This window comes from Azospirillum sp. VT-I1, assembly GCF_055698305.1.
This window is the reverse complement of record NZ_CP168800.1, coordinates 2,209,741-2,233,876: the sequence shown is the minus strand read 5'-3', so window position 1 is coordinate 2,233,876 and position 24,136 is coordinate 2,209,741. Positions and strand designations below refer to the sequence as shown.

General features: G+C 68.1%; 20 protein-coding genes and 2 tRNA genes. 16 read left to right on the top strand and 6 right to left on the bottom strand.

The features are described from left to right. Positions 1-591 precede the first annotated feature (591 nt). Entirely contained in the window at positions 592-4,344 is a 3,753-nt protein-coding gene (locus AB8P05_RS10735) for a vitamin B12-dependent ribonucleotide reductase (RefSeq protein ID WP_472757923.1), read from the bottom strand. 752 nt (positions 4,345-5,096) lie between these two features. Here AB8P05_RS10735 and AB8P05_RS10730 point away from each other — a divergent pair. Then, on the top strand, positions 5,097-5,549 hold the full coding sequence (locus tag AB8P05_RS10730; protein ID WP_472757922.1) for a PRC-barrel domain-containing protein: 453 nt from the start codon (positions 5,097-5,099) through the stop codon (positions 5,547-5,549). 378 nt (positions 5,550-5,927) lie between these two features. Here the strand turns inward: AB8P05_RS10730 and rpsA are convergent, their stop codons facing one another. The 3 genes from rpsA to aroA form a co-directional block, all read right to left on the bottom strand. Continuing rightward, the gene (gene rpsA, locus AB8P05_RS10725) at positions 5,928-7,634 is read right to left on the bottom strand and encodes a 30S ribosomal protein S1 (RefSeq protein WP_455170787.1); all 1,707 of its coding nucleotides are present in this window, start codon (positions 7,632-7,634) and stop codon (positions 5,928-5,930) included. 190 nt (positions 7,635-7,824) lie between these two features. Beyond that, positions 7,825-8,523 carry a (d)CMP kinase gene (gene cmk / locus AB8P05_RS10720; RefSeq protein WP_472757921.1) on the bottom strand — a complete coding sequence of 233 codons (699 nt, stop codon included), beginning with the start codon at positions 8,521-8,523 and terminating at the stop codon, positions 7,825-7,827. A gap of 4 nt (positions 8,524-8,527) precedes the next feature. Beyond that, complete coding sequence (aroA, locus tag AB8P05_RS10715) at positions 8,528-9,904, bottom strand: 3-phosphoshikimate 1-carboxyvinyltransferase (RefSeq protein WP_472757920.1); 1,377 nt, start codon at positions 9,902-9,904, stop codon at positions 8,528-8,530. Between the two features lie 405 nt (positions 9,905-10,309). Between aroA and AB8P05_RS10710 the strand changes: the two genes are divergently transcribed. The 5 genes from AB8P05_RS10710 to AB8P05_RS10690 all read left to right on the top strand — a co-directional run bounded on the left by AB8P05_RS10710 (position 10,310) and on the right by AB8P05_RS10690 (position 12,560). Continuing rightward, entirely contained in the window at positions 10,310-10,705 is a 396-nt protein-coding gene (locus AB8P05_RS10710) for a TIGR02300 family protein (protein ID WP_455170784.1), read from the top strand. Between the two features lie 160 nt (positions 10,706-10,865). Continuing rightward, positions 10,866-10,941: transfer RNA gene (locus tag AB8P05_RS10705), tRNA-Ala, on the top strand. A gap of 177 nt (positions 10,942-11,118) precedes the next feature. Next, positions 11,119-11,937 carry a hypothetical protein gene (locus AB8P05_RS10700; protein WP_472757919.1) on the top strand — a complete coding sequence of 273 codons (819 nt, stop codon included), beginning with the start codon at positions 11,119-11,121 and terminating at the stop codon, positions 11,935-11,937. Then, positions 11,924-12,352, top strand: a complete 429-nt coding sequence (locus AB8P05_RS10695; RefSeq protein WP_472757918.1) for a hypothetical protein — start codon at positions 11,924-11,926, stop codon at positions 12,350-12,352. The genes AB8P05_RS10700 and AB8P05_RS10695 overlap by 14 nt, the downstream gene beginning before the upstream one ends. Next, positions 12,312-12,560, top strand: a complete 249-nt coding sequence (locus AB8P05_RS10690; protein ID WP_472757917.1) for a hypothetical protein — start codon at positions 12,312-12,314, stop codon at positions 12,558-12,560. Before AB8P05_RS10695 ends, AB8P05_RS10690 begins: the two co-directional genes overlap by 41 nt. 62 nt (positions 12,561-12,622) lie before the next feature. Here AB8P05_RS10690 and AB8P05_RS10685 read toward each other — a convergent pair. After that, positions 12,623-12,697, bottom strand: a tRNA-Val gene (locus tag AB8P05_RS10685). A 181-nt stretch (positions 12,698-12,878) separates the two neighbouring features. Between AB8P05_RS10685 and AB8P05_RS10680 the strand changes: the two genes are divergently transcribed. The 7 genes from AB8P05_RS10680 to AB8P05_RS10650 all read left to right on the top strand — a co-directional run bounded on the left by AB8P05_RS10680 (position 12,879) and on the right by AB8P05_RS10650 (position 19,954). Next, positions 12,879-13,844, top strand: a complete 966-nt coding sequence (locus AB8P05_RS10680; RefSeq protein ID WP_472757916.1) for an N-formylglutamate amidohydrolase — start codon at positions 12,879-12,881, stop codon at positions 13,842-13,844. Positions 13,845-14,403: 559 nt separating this feature from the next. Further along, complete coding sequence (otsA, locus tag AB8P05_RS10675; RefSeq protein WP_472757915.1) at positions 14,404-15,813, top strand: alpha,alpha-trehalose-phosphate synthase (UDP-forming); 1,410 nt, start codon at positions 14,404-14,406, stop codon at positions 15,811-15,813. 37 nt (positions 15,814-15,850) lie between these two features. After that, positions 15,851-16,855 (top strand): glucokinase, encoded by a 1,005-nt coding sequence (locus AB8P05_RS10670; protein ID WP_472757914.1) that lies wholly within the window; start codon positions 15,851-15,853, stop codon positions 16,853-16,855. A gap of 163 nt (positions 16,856-17,018) precedes the next feature. Then, positions 17,019-17,420 carry a winged helix-turn-helix domain-containing protein gene (locus AB8P05_RS10665; RefSeq protein ID WP_472757913.1) on the top strand — a complete coding sequence of 134 codons (402 nt, stop codon included), beginning with the start codon at positions 17,019-17,021 and terminating at the stop codon, positions 17,418-17,420. A gap of 305 nt (positions 17,421-17,725) precedes the next feature. Beyond that, complete coding sequence (locus AB8P05_RS10660) at positions 17,726-18,304, top strand: YgjV family protein (protein WP_472757912.1); 579 nt, start codon at positions 17,726-17,728, stop codon at positions 18,302-18,304. Positions 18,305-18,475: 171 nt separating this feature from the next. After that, positions 18,476-19,054, top strand: coding sequence for a YqaA family protein (locus AB8P05_RS10655; protein WP_455170776.1), 579 nt, complete (start codon positions 18,476-18,478; stop codon positions 19,052-19,054). A 33-nt stretch (positions 19,055-19,087) separates the two neighbouring features. Continuing rightward, a complete protein-coding gene (locus AB8P05_RS10650; protein ID WP_472757911.1) occupies positions 19,088-19,954 on the top strand; it encodes a TrmH family RNA methyltransferase in 867 nt (288 codons plus the stop codon). A gap of 33 nt (positions 19,955-19,987) precedes the next feature. Here AB8P05_RS10650 and AB8P05_RS10645 read toward each other — a convergent pair whose 3' ends face one another. Further along, complete coding sequence (locus tag AB8P05_RS10645; protein ID WP_472757910.1) at positions 19,988-20,449, bottom strand: hypothetical protein; 462 nt, start codon at positions 20,447-20,449, stop codon at positions 19,988-19,990. Between the two features lie 178 nt (positions 20,450-20,627). On the opposite strand from AB8P05_RS10645, the gene msrA reads away from it, so the two are divergent. From msrA to AB8P05_RS10630, 3 genes are all read left to right on the top strand, one after another. Then, on the top strand, positions 20,628-21,269 hold the full coding sequence (gene msrA / locus AB8P05_RS10640) for a peptide-methionine (S)-S-oxide reductase MsrA (protein ID WP_472759335.1): 642 nt from the start codon (positions 20,628-20,630) through the stop codon (positions 21,267-21,269). Positions 21,270-21,437: 168 nt separating this feature from the next. Further along, complete coding sequence (locus AB8P05_RS10635; RefSeq protein WP_455170773.1) at positions 21,438-21,983, top strand: PAS domain-containing protein; 546 nt, start codon at positions 21,438-21,440, stop codon at positions 21,981-21,983. Positions 21,984-22,398: 415 nt separating this feature from the next. After that, positions 22,399-23,928: a DNA translocase FtsK gene (locus AB8P05_RS10630; protein ID WP_472757909.1), complete on the top strand. Its 1,530-nt coding sequence runs from the start codon at positions 22,399-22,401 to the stop codon at positions 23,926-23,928. Positions 23,929-24,136 lie beyond the last annotated feature (208 nt).

The window sequence follows — 24,136 nt, the reverse complement described above, 5'->3', positions numbered from 1 at the left end:
CCGTCGGCCAGATGCTGCCAATGCAGATCAACCGGGACCGGATCGCGGCGCGGAACGCAGATCACGCCGCTGCCGGGCGGCGGATGGTCGCCCTGCGCCCCGTCCCACACCGTCCGCCAGTCGCGTCCGCCGAGGTCGAGCAGGGCGGGCAGCGAGCGTCCGATCATGCCGTCCGCCGGACAGCCGGCCAGCCGGGCGAATGCGGGATTGGCGCCGACGATGGTGCCGTCGGCCGTGGTCCAGACCAGTGCCGCGCTCCATTGCGCGGCGGTCGCCCGCAACAGGCGATCGGACGGCAGATGGTCGTCCAGCGCGGCCCCGGCCGAATCCATACCCTCTGATCCCCCCGGACATCCTTCGGGGAACGCCGCGCCGGCGTTCCCGGGAGAATCAGCTAACATGAACACACGCGGGGCGGTCAAGCGCTCGTCGCATTCGGACTGGGCTGGTGCAACCGGCCGGGAATGGGGCCGATCCGCATGCGGCAAGACCGTTCGCACACAAGCAAAAGGGAGGAAGCGGTCTCCCGCTCCCTCCCCCTTATCGTCCGTCACCGTGAGGCGCCGCGATGGGGCGCCGTCCGGGGAAGGCTCAGCTGCAGCCGGTGGTCGACCCGCAGCTGTCGCACTTCAGGCAGGTGCCGTTGCGCACCAGGGTCATGTTGCCGCACTCGCCGCAGGGATCGCCCTCATAGCCGCGGGCGCGGGCCTCGCGGATGCGGTCGAAGCGCTGGTCGCTGGTGCTGCCGCCATAGGCCGTGCCGGTGGCCGCGGTGGCGGCGACATGGCCATGGGCGGTGGCGGCGGCGACCGCCGGGCTGGCCGACATCGCGGCCTGGGCCGACGCCTGGGTGCCGGCCGACGCGGTGGCGCTGACGGCGGCGGTGTCGGTACCGGTGGCGGCGAAGGCCGCCGCGGCGCTGGCCCGCTGGATCTGGCCGCCCGTCTGGCCGCCATGCAGGACGCGCAGGTTGTTGCGGACATAGCCGGTCGACGCGATGCGGCGGACGATGTCGGACGGCTGCACCTGGGTGTCCGGCAGGTCGCCCTGCTTGTCGCCGCTGCCCACCGTGAAGGGCACCAGATCCTCCGGCGTGGCGTGCGCCAGATCGGTGCGGTTCAGATAGGAGATGGCGATCTCGCGGAAGATGTAGTCGATGACCGAGGTTGCCATCTTGATGGTGTCGTTGCCGGTCACCATGCCCGACGGCTCGAAGCGCGTGAAGGTGAAGGCCTCCACGAACTCCTCCAGCGGCACGCCGTACTGCAGGCCGATCGACACCGCAATGGCGAAGTTGTTCATCAGCGACCGGAAGGCGGCGCCTTCCTTGTGCATGTCGATGAAGATTTCGCCCAGGCGGCCGTCCTCATACTCGCCGGTGCGCAGGTACACCTTGTGGCCGCCGACATTGGCCTTCTGGGTGTAGCCCTTGCGGCGGTGCGGCAGACGCTCGCGCGAGCTGCTCTTCCGCTCCACCACCCGCTCGATCACCTTCTCGACGATGCGTTCGGTGACCATCTGGGCGCGGACAGCGGCCGGCGCCTCGATCACCGCCTCGACCGCCTCGCCGTCCTCCTCGTCGTCGAGCAGGGCGGCCTGCAGCGGCTGGCTCAGCTTGGAGCCGTCGCGGTACAGCGCGTTCGCCTTCAGGCCCAGGCGCCAGGACATCAGATAGGCGTCCTTGCACTCGTCGACCGTCGCCGTGTTCGGCATGTTGATGGTCTTGGAGATGGCGCCGGAGATGAAGGGCTGCGCCGCCGCCATCATCGTGATGTGCGATTCCCAGGACAGGAAGCGCTTGCCGATGCGGCCGCAGGGGTTGGCGCAGTCGAACACCGACAGATGCTCGTCCTTGAGGAAGGGCGCGCCTTCCAGCGTCATGGCGCCGCAGCAGAAGGTGTTGGCCTGCTCGATCTGGGCCTTGGTGAAGCCGATGTGGCTCAGCAGGTCGAAGCCGGGGGCGTCCAGCGTCTCCGCCGGGATGCCCAGCGTCTGGGTGCAGAAGTCGGCGCCGATGGTCCAGCGGTTGAAGACGAACTTGATGTCGAAGGCGGTGGTCAGGTTGCCTTCCAGACGCTCCAGCAGCTCGTCGGTGAAGCCCTTGGCCTTCAGCGACTCGTGGTTCACGCCGGGGGCGTTCTTCAGCGTGCCGTGGCCGACCGCGTAGAGCGCGATCTGCTCAATCTGGTCCGGGGTGTAACCGAGCGTCTTCAGCGCCTCCGGCACCAGCCGGTTGACGATCTTGAAGTAGCCGCCACCGGCCAGCTTCTTGAACTTCACCAGGGCGAAGTCGGGCTCGATGCCGGTGGTGTCGCAGTCCATCACCAGGCCGATGGTGCCGGTCGGGGCGACCACCGTGGCCTGGGCGTTGCGGTAGCCGTGGGCCTCGCCCAGCTCCAGCGCCTCGTCCCACACGCGGACGGCGGCAAGCGCCAGCTCCTGGTCCGGGCAGAGGTCGGCGACGAAGGGCACCGGCTCGACCGTCAGGCCCTCATAGCCGTTCATCTCGCCGTTGGCGGCGCGGCGATGGTTGCGGATGACCCGCAGCATGTGGTCGCGGTTGGCCTCGAAGCCCGGGAACGGGCCCAGCTCCTGCGCCATCTCGGCCGAGGTGGCATAGGCGACGCCGGTCATGACGGCGGAGATGCCGGCGCAGTAGGCGCGGCCCTCGTCCGAGTCGTAGGACAGGCCCGACGCCATCAGCAGGCCGCCGAGGTTGGCGAAGCCCAGGCCCAGCGTGCGGAACTCGTAGGAGAGCTGGGCGATTTCCTTGGACGGGAACTGCGCCATCAGCACGGAGATTTCCAGCACGATGGTCCACAGCCGGCAGGCATGCTCGAACGCCTCGACGTCGAAGGAACCGTCCTTCAGACGGAACGACATCAGGTTCAGCGAGGCCAGATTGCAGGCGGTGTCGTCGAGGAACATGTACTCCGAGCACGGGTTCGAGGCGTTGATGCGCCCCGAGGCCGGGCAGGTGTGCCACTCGTTGATGGTGCTGTCGAACTGAACGCCCGGATCGGCGCAGGCCCAGGCGGCGTAGCCGACCTTGTCCCACAGGTCGCGGGCGCGGACGGTCTTCACCACCTTGTTGTTGGTGCGGCCGATCAGGTTCCAGTCGGCATCGTCCAGCACCGCCTGCACGAACTCGTTGGAGATGCGCACGGAGTTGTTGGAGTTCTGGCCGGAGACCGTCAGGTAGGCTTCCGAATCCCAGTCGGTGTTGTAGGTCTTGAACTCGATGGAGGTGAAGCCCTGGCCGGCGAACTGGATCACGCGCTGGATGTAGTTCTCCGACACCTGATCCTTGCGGGCGGCGAGGATCGCCTTCTTGAGTTCCTTGTTCTCCTTCGGGTCCAGGCCCGACTGGGCGGCGGCCATCACCGCCGTCAGGTGCTTCTGGCAGATCTTGGAACCGGTCACGAGCGCCGCGACCTTCTGCTCCTCGTTCACCTTCCAGTCGATGTAGCCTTCGATGTCCGGGTGGTCCATGTCCACCGTGACCATCTTGGCCGCACGGCGGGTGGTGCCGCCCGACTTGATGGCGCCGGCCGCGCGGTCGCCGATCTTCAGGAAGCTCATCAGGCCCGACGACTTGCCGCCGCCGGCCAGCTTCTCGCCCTCGCCGCGCAGCTTGGAGAAGTTGGAGCCGGTGCCCGAGCCGTACTTGAACAGGCGGGCCTCACGCACCCACAGGTCCATGATGCCGCCCTCGTTCACCAGATCGTCGGCGACGGACTGGATGAAGCAGGCGTGCGGCTGCGGATGCTCGTAGGCCGAGGCGGACGAGGTCAGCAGGCCGGTCTTGAAATCGACGTAGAAGTGGCCCTGGCTCGGGCCGTCGATGCCGTAGGCCCAGTGCAGGCCGGTGTTGAACCACTGCGGGCTGTTCGGGGCCGCCATCTGGGCGGCCAGCATGAAGCGCATCTCGTCGAAGAAGGCGCGGGCGTCGGCCTCGGTGTCGAAATAGCCGCCCTTCCAGCCCCAATAGGTCCAGGTGCCGGCCAGACGGTCGAACACCTGCTTGGCGGAGCTTTCACCGACGAAGCGCTTCTCCTTCGGCAGGGCGGCCAGCTTTTCCTGGTCGGCTTCCTTGCGCCACAGCCAGGACGGGACGGTGTTCTCTTCCACGGCGCGCAGCGCGGCCGGGACGCCGGCCTTGCGGAAATACTTCTGGGCCAGGATGTCGCTGGCGACCTGCGAGAAGTTGTCCGGCACCTCGATGCCGGTCTGCTGGAAGACGATCGTTCCATCCGGGTTGCGGATCTCGCTGGTCGCCTGGCGGAAGCCGAGGCTGGCGTAGGCGTCCTGACCTTCGTGCGTGAAACGACGCTCGATCCGCATGATGACACTGTCCCCTGCTTGGAGCCCGCCGCGGCGGACTCGAATGGAAATATGGTGCGACCCGTCCCGAAGAGCAGCCGGCGGTCCTGTCCGCCGTCCGGCCCGGCAACGCAGATGGCGCCGTACAAACAGGGGCCCGATGCCCGACTGTCCGCCGTCGCCGCTGTGCTTCCGGGACCGGGGCCGCCACTCAAGCCGGCCGGGTCACGTGGGCGGCATCCTAGCCAGCGTGACGGGGCCAAGCAAGCCCCACTCTGCTAGATATTGTGGTTGACATCACCGAACCCCTCAAAACCTTGATCTTGTGGTGTTCAACCCGTGACCGGGGATCCTGTTCCCGCCTGCCAAGCAAATTTTTCGGGGGCGGCGGTCGGCCGCATCGCGACCGCGAGGCATAAACTGTAGGCACTCGAATCACCGTCCCTATCGGAGAGGACGGCGCCACGCCCCGATTAGAGCGCAAAACGCCGCCGGCCGCCAGTGCTTCGTTGCGGGGAAAATCAACATCTTGTTGCCTATGCCCCGTTGCACCCACCACCGATTCGTTGCGCTGCGACTCGAGGCAAGTTGGCGGAATCCAAGGAGCGACTCGAAAAGCGGGGCCATGCCGGCCCCCGAGTCGCCGCCGAAGGCCCGGGTTCAGGACACGGAAGAGGGGCAGAAGCCGCCCCCCGCAACTATTCCCCGAGTGCCCGGTTGAAGGCCCTGGAGCCAAGTGACTCCGTCGTGGGTCTGGGGGAGGAGAGGCACCCATGCTGAAGATCACGCACAAGATGTGGTTGGCACTGCCTGCGCTGACACTGCTGGTCGGCATGGCGGCCCCGCCGGACTCGAGAGCCCAGACATTGGTCGCCAACGGCTCGACTCCGGTCGTCGGCGCCGCGGTGGAGCGCAAGACCGGTCCCAGCGTCGACCAGTTGATGAACCGCAGCGTCGTGGGTGCCGACGGGGCGAAGATCGGCACCGTCACCGACGTGATCCTCGACGACAAGGGCGAGGCCCAATACATCGTCATCCACTCCGGCGGCATCCTGGGCTTCGGCGGCAAGGACATCGCGGCCGACCTGACCCTGGCCGACATCCGCGCCGGAACCGAAGCGATCCAGCTCCGCGACGTGACCGCCGCCAGCGTCCGCGACATGCCCGAATTCCGCTACGACGACAGCATCACCTCGCTGACCCGCAGCCCGGAGCCGCGGCGGTGAGCGGCTGGAGAAGTCGGGGATGAGCACACAAGATCTGACACGGATTTCACGGATTTAAGCACGGATTACACGGATTTTTCTTTGGCTTGGGAAACGCATGCCCCGCCGACCGGCGACCGCGATGCAAGCCCGATCCTGGTGCAGGGATGATGCCACTGCTTGGCCGGCGACGGCCCGGCAACGCCACATCCGTAAAATCCGTGTTCAAATCCGTGAAATCCGTGTCGATCCTGCCCGACACCGCAGCACCTGACCGTCCATCGGCCGCCCACAACGAAAAAGGCCGCGCCCAATCGGGACGCGGCCTTTCTCTTACCCTTCCGGGAGATCGTGAGCCTCTTCCCCCACGTTGCCGCAGGGGAAAACGGCGTCAGGCGATCACTCGTCGTTCTGCTGCTTGCGCTTCAGAGCGGCGCCCAGGATGTCGCCCAGCGAGGCGCCCGAGTCGGACGAACCGAACTCGGCCATCGCCTGCTTCTCTTCCTCCATCTCGCGGGCCTTGATGGACAGCGAGATGCGGCGGGAAGCGCGGTCGATCTGGGTGACCTTGGCGTCGACCTTCTCGCCGACGGCGAAACGGTCCGGGCGCTGTTCGGAACGCTCGCGGGACAGGTCCGACTTGCGGATGAAGCCGGTGTAGCCCTCGCCGACGGACACTTCGATGCCGCCGTCCGTCACCTGCGTCACGGTGCAGGTCACGACCTCGTTCTTCTTCAGACCGGCGGTGGCAGCCTCGAACGGGTCGTTCGCCAGCTGCTTGATGCCCAGGCTGATGCGCTCCTTCTCGACGTCGACGTCGAGAACCTTGACCTTGACGCGGTCGCCCTTCTTGTACTCGGCGATCGCCTCTTCACCCGACTTGTTCCAGTCGAGATCGGACATGTGGACCATGCCGTCGATGTCGCCCGGCAGGCCGACGAACAGACCGAACTCGGTGATGTTCTTGACTTCGCCTTCCAGCTCGGTGCCCGGACCGAACTTGTCGGTGAAGGTCTCCCACGGGTTGTCCAGGCACTGCTTCAGGCCGAGGCTGATGCGGCGCTTCTGCGGATCGACGTCCAGGACCATGACCTCGACTTCCTGCGAAGTCGACACGATCTTGCCCGGATGGACGTTCTTCTTGGTCCAGGACATTTCCGAAACGTGGACCAGGCCCTCGATCCCCGGCTCCAGCTCCACGAAGGCGCCGTAGTCGGTGATGTTGGTGACGCGGCCCTTGAACTTCGCGCCGACCGGATACTTCGCCTCGACGCCTTCCCACGGGTCGGCTTCGAGCTGCTTCATGCCCAGGCTGATGCGCTGGGTTTCCGGGTTGAAGCGGATGACCTGGACCGTGACGGTCTGGCCGATCTGCAGGGCTTCCGACGGATGGTTGATGCGGCGCCACGCGATGTCGGTGACGTGCAGCAGGCCGTCCACGCCGCCCAGGTCGACGAACGCACCGTAGTCGGTGATGTTCTTGACGACGCCCTGGAGGATCTGGCCTTCCTTGAGGTTGGCCACCAGTTCCGAACGGGCCTCGGCGCGGCTCTCTTCGAGCACGGCGCGGCGAGACACGACGATGTTGCCGCGCGAGCGGTCCATCTTCAGGATCTGGAACGGCTGCGGGGTGCCCAGCAGCGGGGAGATGTCGCGGACCGGACGGATGTCGACTTGGCTGCCCGGCAGGAAGGCCACGGCGCCCGACAGGTCGACCGTGAAGCCGCCCTTGACGCGGCCGAAGATGACGCCGGTGACGCGGGTCTGGTCGTTGAACGACTTCTCCAGCAGGGCCCAGGCCTCTTCGCGCTTCGCCTTCTCACGGCTCAGCATCGCCTCGCCGTTCTTGTCTTCCATCCGCTCGAGGTAGACCTCGACGGTGTCGCCCGCCTTCAGCTCGGGCGGCTGGCCGGCAACGGCGAATTCCTTCAGCGCGACGCGGCCTTCCGACTTCAGACCGACGTCGATGGTGACCATGTCGTTCTCGACGGCGACGACGCGTCCCTTGACGACCGTGCCTTCGAGCGACTCGGCCGCGCCCAGCGACTCTTCCAGCAGAGACGCGAAGCTTTCCTTTTCGACCGTGCGGGCCAGTGACTGTGCCATTGAAACTCCTAAAGGTGGCGCGAAAGCGGCCCCGTTCCGGTTCCTCCCGCGGCAAAACGGGTGGGACCTCGACCGAACCGCCGCGCCGGGCACCACGCCCGGCGACTTGGTTGATGGTTTTCCTTGGAGGGAGTCGGACCCGTTCGTGCCGCCACCGGCGGCCCGTCAACGGAGGTCGAAAGCGGCGGCGTTACGCCGTGGGCTTCAGACCGGTTTTCGAACCGATGTGGGCGACCGCCATCGAGAACACCTGATCGGCATCGAGAGCGGACGTATCAAGCACAAAAGCGTCGGCAGCCGGACGGAGCGGGGCCACCGCTCTCTGGCTGTCGCGCGCATCACGAGCCTTCATGTCCTCCAGGACATCGGAGGATATAGCCGGAATCCCCCGTCTCTGCAACTCCTTGAGTCGCCGTTCGGCCCGGACCTCCACCGAAGCGGTAACGAACAGTTTGGCCTGGGCATCGGGGCAGACCACCGTTCCGATGTCCCGCCCGTCCAGAACCGCCCCCGGCGCGCCGCCCGGCGGATGGGCCGCGAAGCGCCGCTGGAAGTCGAGCAGCGCCGCCCGCACCTCCGGCACCGCCGCCACCTTGCTGGCCGCCTGTGCCGCCTCGTCGGTGCGCAGCGCCACCTCCTGCAGGATCGGGTGTTCGGGGTGCAGCTCGTAGGCCGCGCGCGCCGCCGCCGCATTGTCGGCCGGATCGCCGCCGGCCCGCAGCACCGACACGCCGACCGCGCGGTACAGCACGCCGGTGTCGAGATGGGCGAAGCCGAAGGCGTCGGCGATGCGCTGCGACAGGGTGCCCTTGCCGCTGGCGGCCGGGCCGTCGATGGCGACGACGACCGCCTTGGCAGTCGCCGGCTGGTTGGAAAGCGGCTGGGTCATCGCCTCACGCCTCCACGATCTTCGCGCCCAGCCCGTTCATCAGCCCGACGAAGCCGGGGAAGCTGGTGTCGATGAAGGCGCCGTCGTCCACCGAAATCGGCTCCTCCGACGCCATGCCCAGCACCAGGAAGCTCATGGCGATGCGGTGGTCCATGGCGGTGAGGACGGTGGCGCCGCCCTTCGGCCCCTTGCCGGTTCCGCCGGTGCCGTGCACGGTCAGGCTGTCGTCGGCGCCGACCTCCACCGACACGCCGCAGCGGGTCAGCCCCTCCGCCACCATGGCGAGGCGGTCGCTCTCCTTCACCCGCAGTTCCTTCAGGCCCAGCATCACCGTGGTGCCCTCGGCGCAGGCGGCGGCGGCGGCCAGGACCGGGTATTCGTCGATCATGCTCGGCGCACGGTCGGCCGGCACCACCACACCCTTGAGCACGCTGTGCTTCACCCGCAGGTCGGCCACCGGCTCGCCCGCCTGGTCGCGGCGGTTCTCGAAGGCGATGTCGGCGCCCATCTCCACCAGCGTGTCATAGAGGCCGGTGCGGCGCGGGTTCATGCCGACGTCGTTCAGCAGCAGCTCCGAGCCCGGCCGCAGCAGGGCGGCGACCGCCGGGAAGGCGGCGCTGCTGGGATCGGCCGGCACATGGATGGTGCGGCCGGTCAGCTCCGGCTGGCCGATGACGGTGACGGCCAGCGCGCCGTCGGCCTGCCGCTCGGTCGTCACGGTGGCGCCGAAATGGCGCAGCATCAGTTCGGTGTGGTCGCGCGTCGGCTCCGCCTCGATCACCGTGGTGGCGCCGGCGGTGTTGAGCCCGGCCAGCAGGATCGCCGACTTCACCTGGGCCGAGGCCACCGGCAAGCGGTAGGAGATCGGAACCAGATCGCCGCTGCCGACGACGGTCAGCGGCAGCCGCCCGCCAGAGCGGCCGACAAAGCGGGCGCCCATCTCCTCCAGCGGCTTGGTGACGCGGGCCATCGGCCGCTTGTTCAGCGAGGCGTCGCCGGTGAAGACGCTGGTGATCGGGTGGCCGGCGACCAGCCCCATCAGCAGGCGGGCGGCGGTGCCGCTGTTGCCCATGTCCAGCACCTGGGCCGGTTCCTGCAGCGCCCCCAGCCCGACGCCGCGCACGCGCCAGACGCCGGCGGCATCGCGTTCCGCCTGGGCGCCCAGCAGCCGCATGGCCGCCGCGGTGTGCAGGACGTCCTCCCCCTCCAGCAGGCCATGGATCACCGTCTCGCCCACGGCGATGGCGCCCAGCATCAGCGACCGGTGCGAGATCGACTTGTCGCCGGGCACGCGGATGCTGCCCTGGATCGCGCCGGTGGCGGCGGAGCGCAGCGGCTTCACCTGCGTGATGGGGGCCTGCGTGGCGGGGGCCTGCGTCATGGGACGGGTCCTTCGGATCGGAACAGAAAGCGGTTGTGGCCGCCGTTCCTATCACAGCCCCCGCCCCGATGCGAGAGGGCCGGGCCCTCGTCCCGCCTTCCCTGCCCCGCCCTGCGGATGCCGGCCGGGCACAAATGAAAAGAGGCCGCCCGAAGGCGGCCCCGAGTTCAAGGAGGAAACCAAATGGAGGAGTTGCACGGTGTGCAGGTCCGTTCTAGCCAATTATGGTTAACGCCCCGTAAAGGCAACCCCTGCCCATTGGGAATAGCTCTTTCCAGTGGCGCCCGCGCCCCGGCGGCATCCGGCCGCGACGACGATCCGCCATCTTTTTTTGACAAGCGCCTCTGGCCGTGGCAAAGGGCGCCTCTTGAGAACCCCCTGATTTTTGTGACGGAGGACACTGGCGTGGCCAAACCCGAATGGGGCGTCAAGCGCATCTGCCCGAGCTGTGGCGCTCGCTATTACGACATGCGCAAGGACCCGCCGGTCTGCCCGAGCTGCGGTGCGCAATTCGATCCCGAGGCCCTGCTGAAGTCCCGCAAGGCCCGCCCGGCCCCGGCCGACGACACCAAGAAGGTGGCGGCCGTGACCGAGGATGAGGATACCGAGAACGAAGCCGAGGAGAGCGATACTCCGGAGCTGGAGGATGTCGAGGACGACATGTCCGTCGAGGACATCGAGGAGACCGACGACACCGCCGACGATGAGGACGACGTCCTGATCGAGGACACGTCCGAACTGGGCGAGGACGACATGGACGAGGTCGTCGACGTCGAGGGCGAGGACGAGGAGGAGCGCTGACCAGCGCCCTTCCCGGTGGGACGGGAAGCTTGTCGGGCGCGGCGGGGATGCCGGCGAAAAAAAGCGCGAAACGGTCGATTTTCCGCTTGCATCACTCCGCCGCCTGACTATTATCCCGCTCCACCAAGGCCGGACGGAAACGACCGGCCCCCAGAGTTAAGGGGCCATAGCTCAGCTGGGAGAGCGCTACAATGGCATTGTAGAGGTCAGGAGTTCGATCCTCCTTGGCTCCACCAATTCAAAGGCTCGGCAGGCGACTGCCGGGCCTTTATTGTTTCGGGCTCGGTTCTGCCTGATGACGGCTCCGGGCTCCTTGGCAGGTGGCGGCATTAACGCGCACCTCCATACGGTGGTTTTTCATCGTTATCCACTCTACCATGAGGCGGCACAACTCTCTGGATGCGAGCATTTTCATGCTGCACGCAAAATTGCACGGGAAACTGCGTTACGATCCGGAAGGAAATGCCAAGCTTCTGGAGGACAGTTTAACGTCGACGATCTTCGAGCGGCTGGCCTATCTCCCGGACCATCAACTCGTCGCGATCCTCTTCGATCCTTCGCTATGGCCCCTGAATCCTCCGTCCGGATGTCCCGCGTCGCTCGGACCCATCACCTTCTGGCCACTCTGGGCATGGCCCAAAGCCACCGCTCCCACCGTCACCCGCAGATCGATCGAACCCGATCTCGTCATCGAATTCGATGACCGGATTCTGTTGGTCGAGGCCAAGCGGCATGACGAGACACTGGCCCAATATGGCGACCAGCTTGCCGACGAATGGTGGACGGCCCGGCACATTTTCACGGATGGACGGCCCATATCTGTCCTGGCGGTATCGGGGCTGCGCAATCCAAAGCACGAGCTGGAAGGCCTGAAGCGCGAAGCGCTGAACCGTTTGACCAAGCTTTCGCCAGGCGACCAACTGGATACCTTTGAACTCGGATACGCGTCATGGCGGGATCTGTATCTCCTGACCAGGACGGCACTATCACATGACTGTCCTGAACAGTGCAGACTCCTTGACGACATCGGCAGCGGGCTTATCAGGCACGGCGTAAGACTGACAGAACCTTGCTGGCTCGACGAACTGCCGACCAAATCGTGGGCGGCTTTGAAGGCCCCTTTTGCCGCCGGCCACTTCCGTCGGCCGGACCTTCCGCCTCTGACTTCCCAAGGCGGCATGCTCACCAGTCCCGACTTCTTTCAGGATGGACAATTCCATGAGCAATTTTGAAAGTAACGATCTGAACGCGGCGCTTGCTGACGTCCGTAGGGCTTACCGACTGCTCTGGGGGTACCAGAAACGGATTCTGTACATCGTCGCGGAAATTCGCGAGCAACTCGGCTTTATCCCAAGTCAGGTCGAGTATCAGTTCGATACGCCGGACCAGAAGATCGAGGATCCGCGTCGGTGGATGTGGGATGCCTTGCCATTCAGCATGATCGGCTTCGAGGCGGAGCAGGGAGAGGATCGCGCACAGCGCGGCAGCCGCCTGCTCTACATCGACGTGGTGTCGGACACCGGCCTTGCGCAGGAAAAAACGGAGCGGGGGCGAGTGGGAACCCAAACCGGACCGTTTCCCGTCGCCCGAGGACTGCCGCAGCGAATTGCGCCTGTACATCCTGCAAAACAGCAGGGAGCGGGATGAAAATTTCAACTGGCACCGGGACGTCGTCATCGAGGTCGGGCATTGGAAAGCCGAGGGTACGGCGTACAAGGACGAGAGCGCCAACGTCCTGATCTATGGGGAAACGATCGACCTGATCGAACTGGGCAACCGGGCGGCACTCGCCGCTCGCATCGACCGCTTCCACGTCAGCGCGCAAACCCAATTGAAGGCTCTTGCCCGGCGCTAAAGGCTACAGAAACCCCAAAACGGCGAAGGCCGCGAACCCGTTCCGGTTCGCGGCCTTCAGAATGGTGGGCGGTACTGGGATTGAACCAGTGACCCCTACGATGTCAACGTAGTGCTCTCCCGCTGAGCTAACCGCCCACTGTATCGGCCGGCGGAGAAGCGCGTGGCGTCGTTCCGTCCGGCGTGGGCGGGTGTATACCGACCTCGGCGCGGGCGCGCAAGCCCTTTCGTCAGCGCTTGCGCTTTTTTTGTCGGACGGCGGCGGGGCGGCGGGGGTTCCCGTGACAAAAGGCCCCACTGTCCATTACATCATTGAACCATGGATGCCTCCTTCGACGCGCAGCGCGACGCCGGTGCCGGCACCGGTCCGGCCCCCGATCAGGCCGGCATTCCGGCCGCGGACACCCCGGCCGCCGATGTCCCGGCCTTCGAGATTCTGGCCCCGCAGAGCCAGAGGCTGCCGCTCGTCCTCGCCTCGCCGCACAGTGGGAACGCCTACTCGGCCGAGTTCCTCGCCTCGTCCCGGCTGGATGCGCGCGCCCTGCGCAAGTCCGAGGACTGTTTCGTCGACGAGATCTTCGCCTTCGCCCCCGGCTTCGGCGTGCCGCTGATCCGCGCCCTGTTCCCGCGCGCCTATCTGGACGTCAACCGCGAAGCCTACGAGCTGGATCCGGAGATGTTCGCCGATCCGCTGCCGGCCTACGTCAACACCCGGTCGCCCCGGGTGGCGGCTGGGCTGGGCACCATCGCCCGCGTGGTCGCCAACGGCGAGGACATCTATCGCGGCAAGCTGCGCTTCGCCGAGGCGCTGGACCGCGTCAGCCGCTGCTACACCCCCTACCACGAGGCCCTGCGCCGGCTGGTGGACGGCACCCGCGACGCCTTCGGCCATGCCCTGCTGATCGATTGCCATTCGATGCCGTCGGCCAGCACCACCGCAGCCACCGGCAAGGGCGGCGGGCGGGGCGGCCCTCCCGAAATCGTGCTGGGCGACTGCTACGGCAACGCCTGCGCCCCGGCGGTGATCGACGCGGCGGAGGAGTTCCTGCGCGGGCTCGGCTATGCAGTCAGCCGCAACAATCCCTATGCCGGCGGCTACACCACCCGCCATTACGGCCGGCCGCGCCAGGGCATCCACGCCCTGCAGATCGAGATCGCCCGCGACCTCTACATGGACGAGGCGGCCCTGACCCGCCTGCCCTATCTGGACGTGTTGGCCCGCCACATGACCGAGCTGGTCGACACGCTGGGCCTGCTGCCGCCGCACGGCCTGGGACCGCGCTGAGCCCGCCGGCGGATCGGCCGGCCCAGCCGCTTGCCAATCCGCTGCCCCGTCCCTGCCACAGTTCCCCGCTATCGCGTCATGGCCAAGCTTCCGCTCGGCATCGCCCCGCAGCCCGGCCTTCGCACAAAAAAGGGCCGCGGGCGAACCCGCGGCCTTCAGTCTAGGGAGGAAACGCCCAAGAAGTGCGTTACGCCAACACCCGTGCCGAAACACGACCGTTGCCGCACTGCACAATATGAACGCGCACCCGGCCGGCTTCAAGGGCAAAAAGAATTTCTCATGCATTACATCGCGTTAACCTGCGTCGGAGGTATCGCGAAGCGGATAGCGCCCAGAGACGTTCGCTGCATCGCAGCATAACCCTTCGTGCAAGGGCATGACCGAAGGGACAGGAGAGGCGCCGGACCTTCGGACCGGTGTCTTGAGCTTGACGGCCGGTGCCCGGAACCAAGCTCGCCGACGGTCGTTTCAAACTGGTCCCATGCCGGGTCTCCGCCGATGCGGTCCGGTTTGCGGGCTGCGGAACGCCCTGCAGGCGGCCAATAAGGAGAAGAAGATCGTGAGCAGGCTCGTCGTCGTATCCAACCGCGTGGCCCTGATGGAAGAGGGCAAACAGGCGGCCGGCGGTCTCGCCGTCGCCATCCTGGCGGCCCTGAAGAAGACCGGAGGCATCTGGTTCGGCTGGAGCGGACGGGTCGTCGACGGCGAGTCCCAGGCGGAGCCGACCCGGACCGACGCCGGGAAGCTGACCTACGCCACGCTCGATCTCGGCCGCCGCGACCATGACGAATATTACAACGGTTTCGCCAACCAGACCTTATGGCCGCTGTTCCACTACCGTCTCGGCCTGATCTCGGTGAACCGGCGCACGCGCGAGGGGTATGAACGGGTCAACGCCTATTTCGCCGACAAGCTGGAGCCGCTGCTCCGCGCCGACGACATGATCTGGGTCCACGACTATCACCTGATCCCCTTCGGCGACGAACTGCGCCGCCGCGGCTGTTCGCAGCGCATGGGCTTCTTCCTGCACACGCCCTTCCCGCCGCCGGAGCTGCTGACCGCCCTGCCCAACCACCGCGACCTGATCCGCGAGCTGTGCGCCTACGATCTGGTCGGCTTCCACACCGCCACCGACCTGCGCGGCTTCTGCGACTACATCCGCACTGAGACCGACGGCACGGTGGAACAGCGCGGCGCCTACGGCAGCGCCATGATCCGCGCCTTCGGCCGCACCCTGCTGGCGAAGGTCTTCCCCATCAGCATCGACACCGAGGCGCTGGAAAGCCTCGCCCGCACCGCCGGCCGCTCGCGCCAGGCCGAACGGCTGCGCGAAAGCCTGGTCGGCCGCCGGCTGATCATCGGCGTCGACCGGCTCGACTATTCCAAGGGCCTGCCGCAGCGATTCGCCGCCTTCGAACAGCTTCTGGAAAGCTATCCGGAGCATTGCAACCGCGTCTCCTTCCTGCAGGTCGCCCCGCCCTCGCGCGAGGACGTGCCGGAATACATCGCCATCCGCCGCGAGCTGTCGGAGATGGCCGGCCGCATCAACGGCCGCTTCGCCGAGTTCGACTGGCAACCGATCCGCTACCTGAACCGCAGCTTCGGCCAGCGCGTGCTGGCCGGCTTCTACCGGCTGGCGAACGTGGGTCTGGTGACGCCGCTGCGCGACGGCATGAATCTGGTCGCCAAGGAGTATGTCGCCTGCCAGGACGACGACAATCCGGGCGTCCTGGTGCTGTCGCAGTTCGCCGGCGCCGCGCATGAGATGGGCGAGGCGCTGATCGTCAACCCCTTCGACATCGAGGGCGTCGGCGACGCGCTGCAGCGGGCGCTGACCATGCCGCTGGGCGAACGCAAGGAACGCCACGCTGCCCTGATGCGGACGCTGCGGCGCCACGACATCAGCTGGTGGCGTGAAAGCTATGTGGACGCGCTGACCCGCGCACCGTATGACTTTCCGGTCAGCTGAGCATCCGCTCGGCCACCAGCAACGCAGAACCGGATCCATGGCCGCCGACCCCACCCCTGCCGCTGCCGGCACCGCCGCCTCTCCCATCCTTGTCGCCGACATCGGCGGCACCAACGCGCGCTTCGGCCTGATCGACGGCCGGGTGGTGCGCGACACCCGCGTGCTGCGCTGTGCCGACTATGCCTCGATCGAGGATGCGGCCGGCGCCTACCTGTCGGCGGTCGGGCTGGCGGCGCCGGGCACGCCGGGTCGACCGCGGCGCGGCGCCTTCGCGGTGGCGGGGCCGGTCACCGGCGACCACATCGCCATGACCAATCTGGTCTGGCAGTTCTCCGTCGGCCGGGTGCGCGACGCCCTGGGGCTGGACGGGCTGGCCGTCATCAACGACTTCACCGCCGTCGCCCTGTCGGTGCCGCGTCTGGCCGAAGAGGACCGGCGGCAGGTCGGCGACGGCACGCCGCAGCCCGGCGCCGTCGTCGCCGTGCTGGGGCCGGGCAGCGGGCTGGGCGTGTCGGGTCTGGTGCCGGGCGCCAACAACCGCTGGACCGCCCTGTCGGGCGAGGGCGGCCATGTCACCATGGCGCCGGTCAGCGACCGCGAGAGCGCCGTGCTGGGCCAGCTGCGCAAGGAGTTCGACCATGTCTCGGCCGAACGGGTGCTGTCAGGGCCGGGCCTCGTCAACCTCTACAATGCCCTGTCGATCCTCGACGGGCGCGAGCCGGCCCCTCTGACCCCCGCGCAGATCTCCGACAACGCCCTGGCCGGGACCGAGCCCCATTGCGTGGAGGCGGTGGAGATGTTCTGCGCCATGCTGGGCACCGTCGCCGGCAACCTCGCCCTGACGCTGGGCGCCCGGGGCGGCGTCTACATCGCCGGCGGCATCGTGCCAAGGCTGGGGACGCTGTTCACCCATTCCCGTTTCCGCAAGCGCTTCGTCGAGAAGGGCCGCATGCGCGATTTCCTGGCCCCGATCCCCACCTACGTCGTCACCCACGAGCTGCCGGCTTTCCTGGGCCTCGCCGAGGCCGCCGGGGCGGACTGAGCGCCGGCAACACACCGGGGGTGCGACGTATCGCCCCCTCGGTGGCGCCCCTTATCGGGCCACTTGTCGCTTGAACCGGTGGGAACGCCCCCACATGGTTGTTCCGGTCCCTGTTCGGACCGCATCGGAACGCCATCCCACCGGAAAGCCTCCAGTACACGCCATGCCCACCGACCTTCGCGTCCGCTTCATGCACCCGTCGGGCGCCATCGGCCCCGGCAAGATCGCGTTGCTGGAGGCCATCGACCGCACCGGCTCCATCTCCGCCGCAGCGCGCTCGCTGGACATGACCTTCCGCCGCGCCTGGTTCCTGGTGGAGACAATGAACACCGCCTTCCGCGAGCCGGTGATCCGCACCAGCGTCGGCGGCCGCGAGGGCGGCGGCGCCGGCCTGACCCCGCTGGGGCAGGAGGTGGTCGCCCGCTACCGCCGCATCGAGGAGGAGGCCCGCAAGGCCGCCGAACCGCACCTGCGCTGGCTGGACGAGGTGCTGAAGGAGGAGGGGTCCGGGGAGGAGGGAGTCGGGAAGGAGTCAGGGGCCGCCGGGACGCCGCCGGCCGGCTGAGCGCTTGATTTGACAGCCAAGTCATCGGCTTGGCCGCCTCAAGTCATCGGCGAAGACCACCCAAGCACTGCCGTCCGTTTTTTCTTCCATGCACGCGGTGCAGCCCTGGGCAACGGGAAGCCCGGTGGTGCGGCGGAGTGGCACGCCGTACATATGGTTCCGTTGCAGCTTGGTCCCAGCGTGGCCGATCGGCAACAGACGCTTTTCCCGACACGCCTTCCCCCACCCGAACGGGCCGCTTACGCGGTGCCGAACGTCCTTCCTGCGCTCTCCAGCCCCCGTCCTCCCCGAGGCTCCCCGCCGCCATGCTGTCCCTTCCCCTGCCCGTCACGGCCGCCGACGTCTTCGGTGCGGCCGCCTTTGCCGGTTCGTGCCTGTGGCCGCTGATGAAGAAGCGCCGCGCCCTGCTGGCCGGGCAGGCGGTGACCAACCTGATGTTCATCATCCACTATGTGCTGCTGGGCGCCCACACCGCGGCGGCGCTGTGCCTGCTGGTGGTGACGCAGGCCCTGGCGGCGATGCCGGAGGGGCGCAGCCGCTGGCAGACCGCGGCCTTCGCCGCCACGGTGCCGGCCATCGCCGCCATCGCCGTCTTCACCTGGTCGGGCCTGCCCTCGGCGCTGTCCAGCCTGGGCATCACCTTCTCCACGCTGGCGCGCTGGCAGTCGGACGCGGTGCGCATGCGCCTGTTCCTGCTGGTGGCCGGCGCCTTCTGGATCAGCCACAACGCGGTGGTGATGTCGCCCTTCGCCATGGCGTCGGACGTCTTCAGCGCCGCCGCCAACCTGCTGCGCCTGCACGGCGAGCGCCGCAAGGCCGCGACGCCGGTGCCCGTCCCCACGGCCAACGCCAACGCGACGCCGGGGGGCCTGGCCGCCGCCTGACCGGACCCGGCCGACTCCGCCCCGCATGACCGGGCTAACGCCTCCGGATGGGCCCTGCCTGTCCGGGGGCGATCGAATTGGGCACTGGCGCGCCGGTACGCTCCCGCATAAAAGGAGCCACCGGCGCTTTATGGCGCACCGCAACGGCAGCGACGAAGGGCAGCCCAATTCATGCTGAAGCGTCTTTACGACTGGACCATGGCCAAGGCCGCGTCGAAGGATTCGACCAAGTGGCTGGCCGGGGTGTCCTTCGCCGAAAGCTCCTTCTTCCCGCTGCCGCCGGACCTGCTTCTGGTGCCGATGGTCATCGCCAACCGCAAGGCGGCCTGGAAGCTGGCGACGATCTGCACGCTGGCCTCGGTGGTCGGCGGCATCGCCGGCTACATGATCGGCTATTTCCTGTACGAGACCATCGGCCGCTGGGTGATCGAGTTCTACCACCTGACCGACAAGTTCGAGCAGCTGCGCCAGACCTTCGTCGATTACGGGGCGGAGATCCTCATCATCAAGGGCATGACGCCCATCCCCTACAAGCTGCTGACCATCACCGCCGGCGTGGCGCACCTGCCGCTGTGGGTGTTCATCGGCGCCTCGATCATCTCGCGGGCGATGCGCTTCTATCTGGTCGCGGCGCTGCTGTATTTCTTCGGCCCGCCGATCCGCGCCTTCATCGAGAAGCGGCTGACGCTCGTCACCAGCGTGTTCGCGGTGGCGCTGATCGGCGGCTTCCTGGTGGTGAAGCTGCTGTAACCCGCCGCCCCATTTCAGACAGACAGGACCCCCATGCCTCCGCGCGGGCGCCCGCCCCATCCCAGCCACGCCCGCAACCGTCCCCACCACCCCAGGCCCGCTGCCCCCTCCGCTGCCACAGCCCCGGAGCCGGCCGAGCAGCGCAAGCTGTTCCGCGTCGCCGGGCTGGCCGCCGTCTCCGCCCTCTTCGCCCATGAGCCGGAGAGGGTGGAGCGGCTGTTCTTCGACGAGCGGCTGAAGCCGGCGGTAGGTGCCTTCTGCAAGGCGATGGCGGCCGCCCGCAAGCCCTACCGCATGGTGGAGGGCGAGGAGCTGGCGAAGGTCGCCGGCACCGTCCTGCATGGCGGGGTGGTGGCGCTGATGGCCCCGCGAACCATCCCACTGTTCGATCCGGAGGTCGCCCGGCGCACAGCCGAGCCGCTGCTGATCCTCGACGGGGTCGGCAACCCGCACAATCTGGGCGCCATCCTGCGCACCGCCGCCTTCTTCGGCCTGCCGCGGGTGCTGGTCTCCGACCATCCCGGCCAGGCCCTGCCGTCGGAGGCCGCCTACCGCGTGGCGGAAGGCGGGTTCGAGTGGGTGACGCTGGAACGCGCCCCAGCATTGCCCGCCCTGCTGAAGCGGCTGCGCACCAGCCACCGGGTCTTCGGCACGGCGCTGGATCAGAGTCGCCCGACCGTCGATGCCGGCGCGCTGACCGGCTGGCGCGGCCCTGCCAATTCCAAGATGCAGACTGCAAAGCCGCCCGCGCTCATCCTGGGCAACGAGGAGGACGGCATCCCGCCGGCCACGCTGGCGGCCTGCGAGGCGGTGCTGACCATCCCCGGCAGCGGGCGCGTCCAGTCGCTGAACGTCGCCGCCACCGCCGCCATCCTCATCCACGCCCTGACGGCGGGCTGAGAAGGCGGGCTGAGAAGGCGGGCTGAAGCCCCCTTACCCGAGCATCAGGATCAGCACCACCGCCACCGCGGCGACGGAGGCCAGCGGCAGCAGTTCCACGCCGTCGCGCCTCCAGGTCGGCGCGGCGCCATGATGGTGGCCGCCATGGCCGCTCCCGGCTTCGTCGGCCCAGCCGTGGCGCGACGGCACCGCACCGGGGGCCGAGACCGCCGGTGCGGCCGGGCTCGCCATGTCCACCACGCCGTCGCCGCGGCGGTAGTCGCCGGCCTGCCGGGCCAGCGCCGGGTTGGGGCGGCCCTGCATCAGGCGGGCATCGTCCAGTTCGACCTCCACCCCGGCGGCCTCGACCCGCTCGATCACCGCGGCGGTTTCCTCCGGCGTCATCGTGTCCACGGGCAGGATCGCGCCCAGCGCCTCGGCGCTCAGACGGTTGCCGTTGCGCCGGCCATGGTCGATCAGCGATTCGATAATGCGGTCGTCGGTGGTGCTCGCCATGATGGCTCTCCTTTTTAAGGTTCCTCCTGGGTCACAGGGTCAAACACGGGGAAACGCCCGAAGGTCCCGGCGCCGTCGATCTCCCCGGCCGGGAGCCCTGCGCCATCTTGCCGCGGCAGGACCGCCACCCGACATAAGGGGTCCCTCCAACGGATCGCTACTGATGGGAGACCCGACCATGCTGGGGCATTTCATGCGCAAGCCGCCGACGCTGCCGACGCCGGAGGAGGCGCTGCCCGGCCGCAGCCAAGCCGTTCCGCTGCCTGACCAGCACCATGTCAACGGCCACCGCCTCGCCCCGCCCTACCCGCCCGGACTGGAGGTCATCGACCTCGGGCTGGGCTGCTTCTGGGGGGCGGAGCGCAAGTTCTGGCAGGTTCCCGGCGTGTGGGTGACCGCCGTCGGCTATCAGGGCGGCCATACCCCGAATCCGACCTATGAAGAGGTCTGCACCGGCCGCACCGGCCATACCGAGGCGGTACGCGTCGTCTACGACCCGGCGATGGTGACGGTCGAGGATCTGCTGCGCGTCTTCTGGGAATCGCACGACCCGACCCAGGGCATGCGCCAGGGCAACGATGTCGGCACCCAGTACCGCTCGGCCGTCTACACCCACAGCCCCGCCCAGAAGGCGGCGGCGGAGGCGACGCTGGCCGCCTACCAGGAGCGGCTGGCCCAGGCCGGCTACGGCCCGATCACCACCGAGATCCGCGAGGCTCCGCCCTTCTACTTCGCGGAAGCCTACCACCAGCAGTATCTCGCCAAGAATCCCAACGGCTATTGCGGCCTGGGCGGCACCGGCGTCACCTGCGCGGCGTGATGAAGCGCAGGTAGGAGCCGGCCGGTAAAAGCCGGATTACGGCGCAGCCGCCGGGCTTGGCCCTTGCGGTTGCGCCGCACCGGCCCTTGCGGGTATGGTTCCGGCGGCTCTTGAAAGCTCCGGCGGCGTTACCTCCGCGGGAGCGCCGCCCGTCCAGCTGCGATTGTCATGACCAAGGAAAGAACCGAGCTGGCGACGCCGTCCCTCAGCGGCCTGCTCGAATTCTGGCTCACCAAATCCGTCGCCGGCCGGCCGCCGGTCCCGAGCAGCATCTCCCCGGCCGATCTCCGGCCGTGGAAGGACAACATCGTCGTGTTCGAGGTGATCGGGGAGGAATCCGGCACCTTCGTCTATTCCTATTACGGCAAGGCGCTGGTCGCGGCCTTCGGCCAGTCGCGCCTTGGCGCCACGCTGGACGACCTGCCGCCGGAACAGCGCGCCGTGCTGCAGCCGGAATACGAGACGGTGCGCCGCGAACGGCTGCCCGTCGCGCGTGTCCACACCGCCGTCTTCGGCGGCCGCACCCGCAGCTTCGAACGGCTGGTCCTGCCGATGTCCAGCGACGGGGTCGGCATCGACAAGCTGCTGGTCGCCGCCTACGAGATGACGCCGCGCGAGCTGGCGGCCCGCCCGCCTCTGCCTGCCCCGGGGCCGGGCGGCTCCTCCTCCGGTCCAGTCCCCCTCACCGTTCAGAAGCCGGGAGCCTCGGCATGACCCCGCGTATGCCGCATCTCGCCGCCCCGCCCACCCAGGCGGGCGTGGTGACCGCCGACGAGTTCAATCTGTGGTGCGCGCTGAACGGCCGCCCCTTCAACCTCGTTCCCAACCCGCGCCCCGACGGCCGCGTGATGTGGGACGTGGAGGTTCTGCCCGGCACCCCGCGCGCCGGCACCGTCTATTCCACCAACCTGTCGGACGAGGCGCTGGCGGTGGTCGCCGGCTTCGCCTTCCTGTCCGGCGTCGAATGGGCCTATGAGGCGCGCGACCCGGCGCCGGCGGAAACGCCCGCCGCCCCCCGTGCGAAGCTGCGCCGGCGCCGGAGGCGGCAAGCCCCTGCGCGCCCGCCCCGGCCGCGCCACAGTCCGCGCCGCAGGCTGCCCCCTGCGCGCCCGCCGCTCCGGCGGAGCCGGTGGACTATCCCGCCGTCTATTCGCTGCCCGCCGTCTCGCTGCTGCAGAATCCTCCGCCGCGCCCGGTCCAGCAGCATGACGAATCGGTCCTGGCCCGCAACGCGCGGATGCTGGAAACCGTCCTCAAGAACTTCCGCGTCCGCGGCGAGATCATGGACGTGCGCCCTGGCCCGGTGGTGACGCTGTACGAGTTCGAGCCGGCGCCCGGCACCAAGTCGGCCACCGTCATCAACCTGACCGACGACATCGCCCGTTCGATGAGCGTGGTGACCGCCCGCATCGCCATCGTCCCCGGCCGCAGCGTCATCGGCGTCGAGCTGCCGAACCCGGTGCGCGAGATGGTCTACCTGCGCGAAAGCTTCGACCACGACGCCTTCCGCAACACCACGGCCCAGCTCGCCATCGCGCTCGGCAAGGATATCAGCGGCGAGCCGGTGGTGGCCGACCTCGCCCGCATGCCGCACCTGCTGGTCGCCGGCACCACCGGCTCGGGCAAGTCGGTGGCGATCAACACCATGATCCTGTCGCTGCTCTACCGGCTGCCGCCGGAGCGCTGCCGCTTCATCATGGTCGATCCCAAGATGCTGGAGCTGTCGGTCTATGACGGCATCCCGCACCTGCTGACCCCCGTCGTCACCGATCCCAAGAAGGCGGTGGTGGCGCTCCGCTGGGCCGTGCGCGAGATGGAAAGCCGCTACGAGGCGATGTCCAAGCTCGGCGTCCGCAACATCGAGGGCTACAACGCCCGCATGGCGGAGATGATCGCCGCCGGCGAGAAGATGCCGCGCCGCGCCCCGGCGCCGGGTGAGCCGGAAAACGTCTTCGACCTGACGCCGCAGGAACCGACGCCGCTGCCCTACATCGTGGTCATCGTCGATGAGATGGCCGACCTGATGCTGGTCGCCGGCAAGGAGATCGAGGCGGCGATCCAGCGTCTCGCCCAGATGGCGCGTGCCGCCGGCATCCACCTGATCATGGCGACGCAGCGCCCGTCGGTCGACGTCATCACCGGCACCATCAAGGCCAACTTCCCGACCCGGATCAGCTTCCAGGTCACCAGCAAGATCGACAGCCGCACCATCCTGGGCGAAGCCGGGGCGGAGCAGCTGCTGGGCCAGGGCGACATGCTCTACATGCAGGGCGGCGGCCGCATCACCCGCGTCCACGGCCCCTTCGTCTCCGATTCGGAGGTCGAGGAGATCGTTCAGTACGTCAAGGCGCAGGGCGCCCCCAACTACGTCACCGCCATCACCGAGGAGGAGGAGGAAGCCGCCGCGGTGGAGGACGAGGAGGGCGGTTCGGGTGCGACCGGCGACGACCTCTACATGCAGGCGGTCAATCTGGTGGTGCGCGAAGGCAAGGTGTCGGTCAGCTTCATCCAGCGCCAGCTGCAGATCGGCTACAACCGCGCCGCCCGTCTGGTCGAGCGGATGGAGACCGAACGCGTGGTCGGCCCCGCCAACCACCAGGGCAAGCGCGAAGTCCTGCTGTCCCCCTCGGGTCTGTCGGCCAAGCGCGCCGGGGTTTGATCGATCCTCCCTCTCCCGCCCCGGGAGAGGGAAGGGGCCCATGCGGAGCATGGGAAGGGTGAGGGGCAGCGCAGGGAACCATGCGGTTCGGGATGCTTGCCCTACCCCTCACCCTCTCCACGCCTTCGGCGCGGGTCCCCTCCCTCTCCCGGGGCTCTCAGCGGATCTTTGATCCGCCTGACGCCGTCAGTACAAACGAAGTTTGTGC

Bases quoted from the DNA above. Each gene is read 5' to 3' on its own strand.
- AB8P05_RS10695 (WP_472757918.1), top strand. From the start codon at position 11,924: ATGAGCAATTTTGAAAGTAACGATCTGAACGCGGCGCTTGCTGACGTC.
- AB8P05_RS10635 (WP_455170773.1), top strand. From the start codon at position 21,438: ATGACCAAGGAAAGAACCGAGCTGGCGACGCCGTCCCTCAGCGGCCTG.
- rpsA (WP_455170787.1), bottom strand. From the start codon at position 7,634: ATGGCACAGTCACTGGCCCGCACGGTCGAAAAGGAAAGCTTCGCGTCT.
- AB8P05_RS10670 (WP_472757914.1), top strand. From the start codon at position 15,851: ATGGCCGCCGACCCCACCCCTGCCGCTGCCGGCACCGCCGCCTCTCCC.
- AB8P05_RS10660 (WP_472757912.1), top strand. From the start codon at position 17,726: ATGCTGTCCCTTCCCCTGCCCGTCACGGCCGCCGACGTCTTCGGTGCG.
- AB8P05_RS10680 (WP_472757916.1), top strand. From the start codon at position 12,879: ATGGATGCCTCCTTCGACGCGCAGCGCGACGCCGGTGCCGGCACCGGT.
- AB8P05_RS10645 (WP_472757910.1), bottom strand. From the start codon at position 20,449: ATGGCGAGCACCACCGACGACCGCATTATCGAATCGCTGATCGACCAT.
- cmk (WP_472757921.1), bottom strand. From the start codon at position 8,523: ATGACCCAGCCGCTTTCCAACCAGCCGGCGACTGCCAAGGCGGTCGTC.
- AB8P05_RS10730 (WP_472757922.1), top strand. From the start codon at position 5,097: ATGCTGAAGATCACGCACAAGATGTGGTTGGCACTGCCTGCGCTGACA.
- AB8P05_RS10650 (WP_472757911.1), top strand. From the start codon at position 19,088: ATGCCTCCGCGCGGGCGCCCGCCCCATCCCAGCCACGCCCGCAACCGT.
- AB8P05_RS10665 (WP_472757913.1), top strand. From the start codon at position 17,019: ATGCCCACCGACCTTCGCGTCCGCTTCATGCACCCGTCGGGCGCCATC.
- AB8P05_RS10655 (WP_455170776.1), top strand. From the start codon at position 18,476: ATGCTGAAGCGTCTTTACGACTGGACCATGGCCAAGGCCGCGTCGAAG.
- aroA (WP_472757920.1), bottom strand. From the start codon at position 9,904: ATGACGCAGGCCCCCGCCACGCAGGCCCCCATCACGCAGGTGAAGCCG.
- msrA (WP_472759335.1), top strand. From the start codon at position 20,628: ATGCTGGGGCATTTCATGCGCAAGCCGCCGACGCTGCCGACGCCGGAG.
- AB8P05_RS10735 (WP_472757923.1), bottom strand. From the start codon at position 4,344: ATGCGGATCGAGCGTCGTTTCACGCACGAAGGTCAGGACGCCTACGCC.
- AB8P05_RS10700 (WP_472757919.1), top strand. From the start codon at position 11,119: ATGCTGCACGCAAAATTGCACGGGAAACTGCGTTACGATCCGGAAGGA.